This window comes from Stenotrophomonas sp. Sm6012 (assembly GCF_030985895.1).
Lineage (GTDB): Bacteria > Pseudomonadota > Gammaproteobacteria > Xanthomonadales > Xanthomonadaceae > Stenotrophomonas > Stenotrophomonas forensis.
In genome coordinates, this window is the sequence record NZ_JAPTFX010000197.1 from 1 (window position 1) to 6,606 (window position 6,606).

At 68.1% G+C, this 6,606-nt stretch carries 6 protein-coding genes; 3 read left to right on the top strand and 3 right to left on the bottom strand.

The features are described from left to right. The first annotated feature begins 75 nt into the window (after positions 1–75). Positions 76–1,068, top strand: a complete 993-nt coding sequence (locus O0J73_RS20925; protein WP_197564469.1) for a patatin-like phospholipase family protein — start codon at positions 76–78, stop codon at positions 1,066–1,068. Positions 1,069–1,103: 35 nt separating this feature from the next. Here O0J73_RS20925 and O0J73_RS20930 read toward each other — a convergent pair whose 3' ends face one another. Both O0J73_RS20930 and O0J73_RS20935 read right to left on the bottom strand, forming a co-directional pair. Next, positions 1,104–3,110 carry a hypothetical protein gene (locus O0J73_RS20930; RefSeq protein ID WP_308309556.1) on the bottom strand — a complete coding sequence of 669 codons (2,007 nt, stop codon included), beginning with the start codon at positions 3,108–3,110 and terminating at the stop codon, positions 1,104–1,106. 85 nt (positions 3,111–3,195) lie between these two features. Continuing rightward, positions 3,196–3,678 carry an Lrp/AsnC family transcriptional regulator gene (locus tag O0J73_RS20935; protein WP_004153377.1) on the bottom strand — a complete coding sequence of 161 codons (483 nt, stop codon included), beginning with the start codon at positions 3,676–3,678 and terminating at the stop codon, positions 3,196–3,198. 126 nt (positions 3,679–3,804) lie between these two features. Between O0J73_RS20935 and phhA the strand changes: the two genes are divergently transcribed. Then, positions 3,805–4,698 (top strand): phenylalanine 4-monooxygenase, encoded by an 894-nt coding sequence (gene phhA / locus O0J73_RS20940; RefSeq protein WP_308309557.1) that lies wholly within the window; start codon positions 3,805–3,807, stop codon positions 4,696–4,698. A gap of 30 nt (positions 4,699–4,728) precedes the next feature. Then, the gene (locus O0J73_RS20945) at positions 4,729–5,379 is read left to right on the top strand and encodes a DUF4375 domain-containing protein (RefSeq protein ID WP_197564472.1); all 651 of its coding nucleotides are present in this window, start codon (positions 4,729–4,731) and stop codon (positions 5,377–5,379) included. Positions 5,380–5,432: 53 nt separating this feature from the next. Here O0J73_RS20945 and O0J73_RS20950 read toward each other — a convergent pair whose 3' ends face one another. Further along, a complete protein-coding gene (locus tag O0J73_RS20950) occupies positions 5,433–6,533 on the bottom strand; it encodes a GDSL-type esterase/lipase family protein (protein ID WP_197564473.1) in 1,101 nt (366 codons plus the stop codon). Between the last annotated feature and the right edge of the window lie 73 nt (positions 6,534–6,606).

A 6,606-nucleotide genomic window follows, 5' to 3' on the forward strand; every position in this document is an offset into this window, starting at 1 on the left:
CCACCCTGCCCGCCCCGCCAGCGCTTCGGTATGCTGGCGCCCTTTCCAGAATCCAGCGCCGCGAGCGCACTGCCGATGAGCCTGTTCCGCCCCCGCATGCTGCTGTCCGTCGCCCTGATCGGCCTGCTGGCCGGCTGCGGCGGCGATCCGGTCCGTCCCGCGCCGCCGCCGGCACCGACCGTGGTGCCGCAGGCCAAGCCGGTGAAGATCGGCATCGCGCTGGGTGGCGGCGCGGCCAAGGGCTTCGCCCACATCGGCGTGATCAAGATGCTGGAAGCCAACGGCTTCGAACCGGTGGTGGTGTCCGGCACCAGCGCCGGCAGCGTGGTCGGCGCCCTGTATGCCAGCGGCATGGACGCGTTCCAGATGCAGAGCAAGGCGGTGGCACTGGATGAAGCCAGCATCCGCGACGTGCGCCTGTTCTCCGGTGGCCTAGTGCAGGGCCAGAAGCTGCAGGACTACGTCAACGAACAGGTGGCCAACCGCCCGGCCGAACGCCTGAAGAAGCCGTTCGCCGCGGTCGCCACGCAGCTGGAAACCGGCGAGCGCGCGATCTTCGTGCGCGGCAACGTCGGCCAGGCCGTGCGCGCGTCAAGCAGCATCCCCGGCGTGTTCGAGCCGGTGAAGATCGGTGGCCACAACTACATCGATGGCGGCGTGGTCAGCCCGGTGCCGGTGGATGCCGCGCGCCAGCTCGGCGCAGACTTCGTGATCGCCGTGGACATCTCCAGCAAGGCCAGTGGCAAGGCGCCCACCGGCATGCTCGGCATCGTCAACCAGTCGATCTCGATCATGGGCCAGCGCCTGGGCGAGCAGGAACTGGCGCGCGCCGACATCGTGATCCGGCCGAAGGTACTGGACATCGGCGCTGCCGATTTCAGCCAGCGCGGCACCGCGATCCTGGAGGGCGAGAAGGCCGCGATGGCGGCGATGCCGCAGATCCGCGCCAAGATCCAGCAGTTGCAGAAGGCCCGTGCCGCCGCCGCGGCACCGGCACCGGTTGCCGCGCCGAAGTGCGAGGAAGCCTCGCGCTTGGGCAAGCTGATGGGCCGCAAGGACAAGTGCTGAACACCCCGGCGCACCGCCACTGAGCGGTGCGCCGCTCAGCGCGCGTGGCGATGGCCTGCGGCGTGCTGGCGCTCCTGCCGCATCTGCTCCCTGGACCGTTCGTGCTCGGCCGCGCTCTGCTGCAGCTGCGCCACCGCATCGCCGGGCAGCCACAGTTGCCGGCTGGCCCGGGTCATCGCCACATAGGCCGCGCGCACCGGGCTGTGCCGCGAACGCTTGCCGGCGACCGCCTTGAAGCAGCAGTCGGACATCGAGACGACATCGAACTGCAGGTTCTTGGCATGTTCGGCCAGGCACAGCACGATCTGGCTGTCCTCGACGGGAACCAGCGCCTGCAATGTCTGCATGATCCGTTGCCCGCCATCGCTGCGGGTAAACAGGTCTGCCAGCCGTCCTTCGCCACGTGCCACGAACTGCTCGACCACCCGTTCCCAAGGCCGCAGCGAACCGCCTTGGCGCACCACGTTCCATGCTTCGATCGGCTCGCGCAGGGCGCTGTGCAGCGGCCGCAGCGTGGCCGGGTGGATATGCAGCCGCGCGCCCCGTGCATGCAGGCGCACCGCATCCTCCATCAGCCGTACCACGTCGCCGTAGATGCGGATGCCTGCATCGGGCACCTGTGACCAGTCGGCGTACTGCAGCAGCCCGGTGGCGCGATCGGTGGCACCGGCAAACGGTTCCGCATCGCGCCCCATGTAGTCCATCGCCAGCGTCTGGTTGACCAGTTCATCCACCTGCCGGCCCTGCCGCACCGACTGGTGCATCTCCACCCGCTTGGCCGCCTGCCAGCGATGCACGTTTCCGCTCAGGCGCTGGTGCGGATCGCCCAGGCTGACCACGCCCGGCGCATGCGCGGCCAACAGCTGCCGCCAGGCGGGACTGAGATCGTGTGCCTCGTCGATCAGCAGCATGCCCAGTTCCAGCGGCGGTGCGACGCCCTGCAACCACAGCCACTTGCCGATATGCGCCGCGGTCAGGCTGAGGCAGCCTCCGCGCTGGACACCGGCATCGAACATGCAGCGCCACACCTGCTCGGCCGCCGCGATGTAGGGATCGGCGTTGATCATGGCCCAGTGCACGGTGCGCTTGAAGTGCCACGGTTGCAGGCTCGCCGCAGACGATGCGCACCACTGGGTGATTGCATCGAGTGCGGTGCGCAGCACCTGTTCCGGTGTTCTGCTGCCGATGGGCTGCAGGCCGATCCGGTCGGCGATGACGCGCGGTGACAGCGTGCTGATCCGGTAGGTGGCGACGAAGCCCCGGGTCTTTCCACTGCGCGCGGCATGCTGCGCGAGATGGTTGGCGAACTCGATCTGGGTCATCAGCCGCCTGGCGGTGCTGGCCGGCACGCGGGCTCGGAACGCGTCCACCTGCCCTCGCGAGGGCGCGATATAGGTGTAGCGGCCCGGCCGCGCGTCCATCAGCGCCAGCACCAGGTGGCCCTTGCCGGTGCCGGCGTAGCCATCGAGGTCGATCAGTTCATCCGGATTGGCCGCGATGGCACGCAGCACACGGGCCTGTTCGGAGGTGTACAGGCCATGGTGTTCAAACGCCCGCGCGTCCGTCGCCATCGCCTCGCCGGGGTCCTGCGCGCCGTCTTCATCCTCGCTGCCGAAGGCGGCGGGAAAGTGGATCTCCTGTTCGACCAGGGTCTCCTGGCAGGCCAGCTGCAAGGCCAGTCCCGGGTAGGCCTGCGGGGATTGCCCGATGAAGTCCTGCAGGATCTCCGCCGGTGCCAGCAGCACGCCATGGGCGGCCAGCGCGGACAGCCAGGCGTCCAGTTCCGGCTGTGCACCACCGCCGGCACCCGCCAGCTGCTTGCCCGCGTCCTCGCTGCTGGCAAACAGCACGCAGGCGTCATGCAGCAGGCGCTCGATCTCGGCCGGCGCATGCAGGCGCGCGCGGCACAGCTGCGCGGCCATCAACCCGGCCTGTTCGAGCGCGGTCTGCGGTGGGGTGCCATGGGCGATGTAGCGCGCCAGCGACTTGCGCTGCAGCGGCAGGAAGGTGGTGTTGAGCACCGGGTGCTGGAGTCGGGACATGCCTGGAGCCGGAAAGGAACGCTGCGCCGTGCGCAGGGCGGTGATGCTCGGCTACCCGCCCGGCCGCGTCAAATCGCGGCGGCGCTCATTCCAGCTGCGACAGCGGCAATGCCTGGAAGCCCTTCACCGTGCGCAGCACGAAGCTGGAATTGGCATCGGCCACGCCCCCGGCGTTGAGCAGGCGGTCCAGCAGGAAGTGCGAGAAGTGCTCCAGGTCGCGCACATAGACGTGCAGCAGGTAGTCCATGTCGCCGGTCAGCGCATGGCAGGCCACCACCTCATCCCAGCCCTGCACGCTGTCCACGAAGTGGCCGATGGCGGCCTGGTCGTGCTTCTCCAGCTGCACCCGTACGAAGGCCTGCAGGCCCAGGCGCAGCTGCCGCGGCTCCAGCCGCGCGCCATAACCGACGATCACGCCTTCGCTTTCCAGCCGCTGCAGGCGGCGCAGGCAGGCCGAGGGCGACAGGTTCACCCGCGTCGCCAGCTCGGCGTTGGTGGCGCGTCCATCCCGCTGGATTTCGGCCAGCAGACGTATATCAGTGCGATCGAACTGGACTTCTCCGGCCATTGTTGCTCCGCAACATGGTGAGTACGCAATGATATTGCGCCAACAAGGCCAATCGGCGCAACTTTTGCAACCCTGTTGCGCGCTGCCTGCCCTAGCATCGTGGGTATGCCCATCAAGGAGCGTCCCATGGATCTCGCCCAGCCCCGCCGCGTCGAACACCAGCAGACCGACAAGGGCTACGTGCCGGTGTACACCACCGCGCTCGTCGAGCAGCCGTGGGACACCTACAGCGCCGATGACCACGCCACCTGGAGCACGCTGTACCAGCGCCAGCGCGAGCTGCTGGTCGGCCGCGCCTGCCAGGAGTTCCTCGATGCGCAGGACGAGATGGGCATGAGCGCGCACATGATTCCGCGCTTCGACCAGCTCAACGAAGTGCTCGGCGCCGCCACCGGCTGGACCCTGGTCGGCGTCGAAGGCCTGCTGCCGGAACTGGATTTCTTCGACCACCTGGCCAACCGTCGTTTCCCGGTGACGTGGTGGATCCGTCGCCCGGACCAGATCGACTACATCGCCGAGCCGGACCTGTTCCACGATCTGTTCGGCCACGTGCCGCTGCTGATGAACCCGGTGTTCGCCGACTACATGGAGGCCTACGGCCGCGGTGGCGTCAAAGCCCACGCGATCGGCCCGGATGCGCTGCAGAACCTGACCCGCCTGTACTGGTACACGGTGGAATTCGGCCTGATCGACACGCCTCAGGGCCTGCGCATCTACGGTGCCGGCATCGTGTCGTCGAAGGGCGAATCGCTGTACTCGCTGGAATCGGCCGCGCCCAACCGCATCGGCTTCGACCTGCAGCGGATCATGCGCACCAAATACCGCATCGATACCTTCCAGAAGACCTACTTCGTCATCGACAGCTTCGAACAGCTGATGCAGGCGACGTCGCCGGACTTCACGCCGATCTATGCCGCACTGGCCGACCAGGCGCACCTGCCGGCCGGTGATGTGCAGCGCGATGACCGCGTGTTCCAGGCCGGTACCGGTGAAGGCTGGGCCGACGGCGGCGACGTGTAAACACGCGGTCGCGCAGGTAGTCTGCGGGACATGACTGATGTGTTTGCTGCCTTCCGCGTCACCGACGTCGCCTTCGACGACGACTTCATCCTGCTGACCCTCGCCGATGGCCGCCGCACCCGCCAGCCACTGCGCTGGGCGCCCGCGCTGTTCGAAGCCACGACCGAACAGCGCGCGCACTGGGTCGCCACCGCCGATGGCCTGGGCGTGAACTGGCCCGCACTGCTGCCGCCGCGCGAGGATGGCGTGGTCGATGTTCCCAACCAGGTGTGGGACGACCACTACGAGGCGGCGCTGGCGCGCTTGAAGGCGGCTGCATGGGCGCTGGATGCGTTGTCCGATGAAGACCAGCAGCTGGTGGCGCTGTGGCGCATGGAAGCGGACATCAACAACGGCGGCTTCATGCAGTTCCTGTGCAACTGGGGTGACCCTACCTGCCAGCTGGCGCTGCGTGCGTTGCAGGCGATGGGCGCGGTGCAGACCCACGCGATCCTGGCCGGCATGCGCGGGTTGCTGGACCGGCTGGAAGACGACCCGGCAATCACACAGCTGCACGACCTGTATGGCGCGATGACCGAGCAGGAGCAGGCCGCCCTGCATGCCTTTGACGAAGCCTATTTCGAGCGGCCGGAAGACCTGGCGCGGCTGGGGCTGAAGCACTTCGGGCCGGAGCCGTTGTAGAGCCAAGCGCGGATCGCGTTGATCTGTAGAGCCGAGCCCATGCTCGGCTGCGTTCAATCACGCGGGTACGCCAGCAGCACCACCAGATCCTCCTCACCCACCTGCTGCAGCGCGTGCGTGCTGCCGGTGCGCGTCAGCAGCGCGTGGCCCGCCCGCACGTCGTGCTGCTTTCCATCCAGCACGTAGCTGCCCTGCCCGCTCACGATGTAATAGATCTCATCCTTGTGCTGCGGGTGCAGGCCGATGCCGGCGCCCTTGTGCAGCACGCGCTTGCGCAGCACGAACGGCAGGTCCGCGGCGTCGGCGAAGAACGGGTACGCGGTGGTCGGACCGGCGCCGCCATGCGGGCCTGGCTGCATGCGTGCAACCGTGTCTTCATACATCACCTGCGAGGGTCGCTGCGCATCGGCGCCCTGCCCTGCGCCCATCACATCGCAGTCGATGTCACGCACCAGCGCCGGTTGCAATGCGGGCAGCAGTGGCACCGCCTCGCGCAGCACCAGGCAGGCCACTGCATTGGCACCGGCCACGCTGAAGTGGGTGCCGTCGGCTTTGTTCTGCGCAGGCACGAACAGGAAGTACGGGCGCGCGCCCTGTTCGCCCAACGCACGTATCCAGCGCGTGCTGCGGTCATTTAGCTCGATCAGCGCGACGTGTTCGCGCGCAGCCAGCTGCTGCATCGCCAGCGTGTAACGCGCGTGCGTATCCAGCAGCGATCCGAAGTCGTGCAGCAGCCGCGCCACCGGCGTGACCAGCACCGGCGTGGCGCCCTTGTCACGCGCCACCTGCACATAGCGCATCAGCAGGCGCGGATAGTCGGTGTCCGGGTCGGTGTAACGCGTGCGGTCTTCGAACTTCGCATCGTTGTGGCCGAACTGGATCAGCAGCACGTCGCCGCGGCGCAGCTCGCTGGCGATCGCCTCCAGGCGCCCTTCGTCGATGAAGCTGCGTGTGCTGCGCCCGCCCTTGGCGTGGTTGTGCACTTCGAAGCGCGCCGGGTCCAGGTAGCTCTGCAGCGCCTGGCCCCAGCCCGCCTGCGGCGCACGCTCCGGCCCATACTCGGCGGCGGTGGAGTCACCGGCGATGAACAGCCGCACCGGCGCCGCCTGCGCGGTGGTGCACGAGAGCAGCAACAGCAGCAGCAGGTTGCGCATGGCGGAGCCCCGGTAGTGCCGGCCGCTGGCCGGCAACCTCATTAACGATGAAAGCACCGCCTCGATGCCGGCC

Bases quoted from the DNA above. Each gene is read 5' to 3' on its own strand.
- O0J73_RS20930 (WP_308309556.1), bottom strand. From the start codon at position 3,110: ATGTCCCGACTCCAGCACCCGGTGCTCAACACCACCTTCCTGCCGCTG.
- O0J73_RS20950 (WP_197564473.1), bottom strand. From the start codon at position 6,533: ATGCGCAACCTGCTGCTGCTGTTGCTGCTCTCGTGCACCACCGCGCAG.
- phhA (WP_308309557.1), top strand. From the start codon at position 3,805: ATGGATCTCGCCCAGCCCCGCCGCGTCGAACACCAGCAGACCGACAAG.
- O0J73_RS20925 (WP_197564469.1), top strand. From the start codon at position 76: ATGAGCCTGTTCCGCCCCCGCATGCTGCTGTCCGTCGCCCTGATCGGC.
- O0J73_RS20945 (WP_197564472.1), top strand. From the start codon at position 4,729: ATGACTGATGTGTTTGCTGCCTTCCGCGTCACCGACGTCGCCTTCGAC.
- O0J73_RS20935 (WP_004153377.1), bottom strand. From the start codon at position 3,678: ATGGCCGGAGAAGTCCAGTTCGATCGCACTGATATACGTCTGCTGGCC.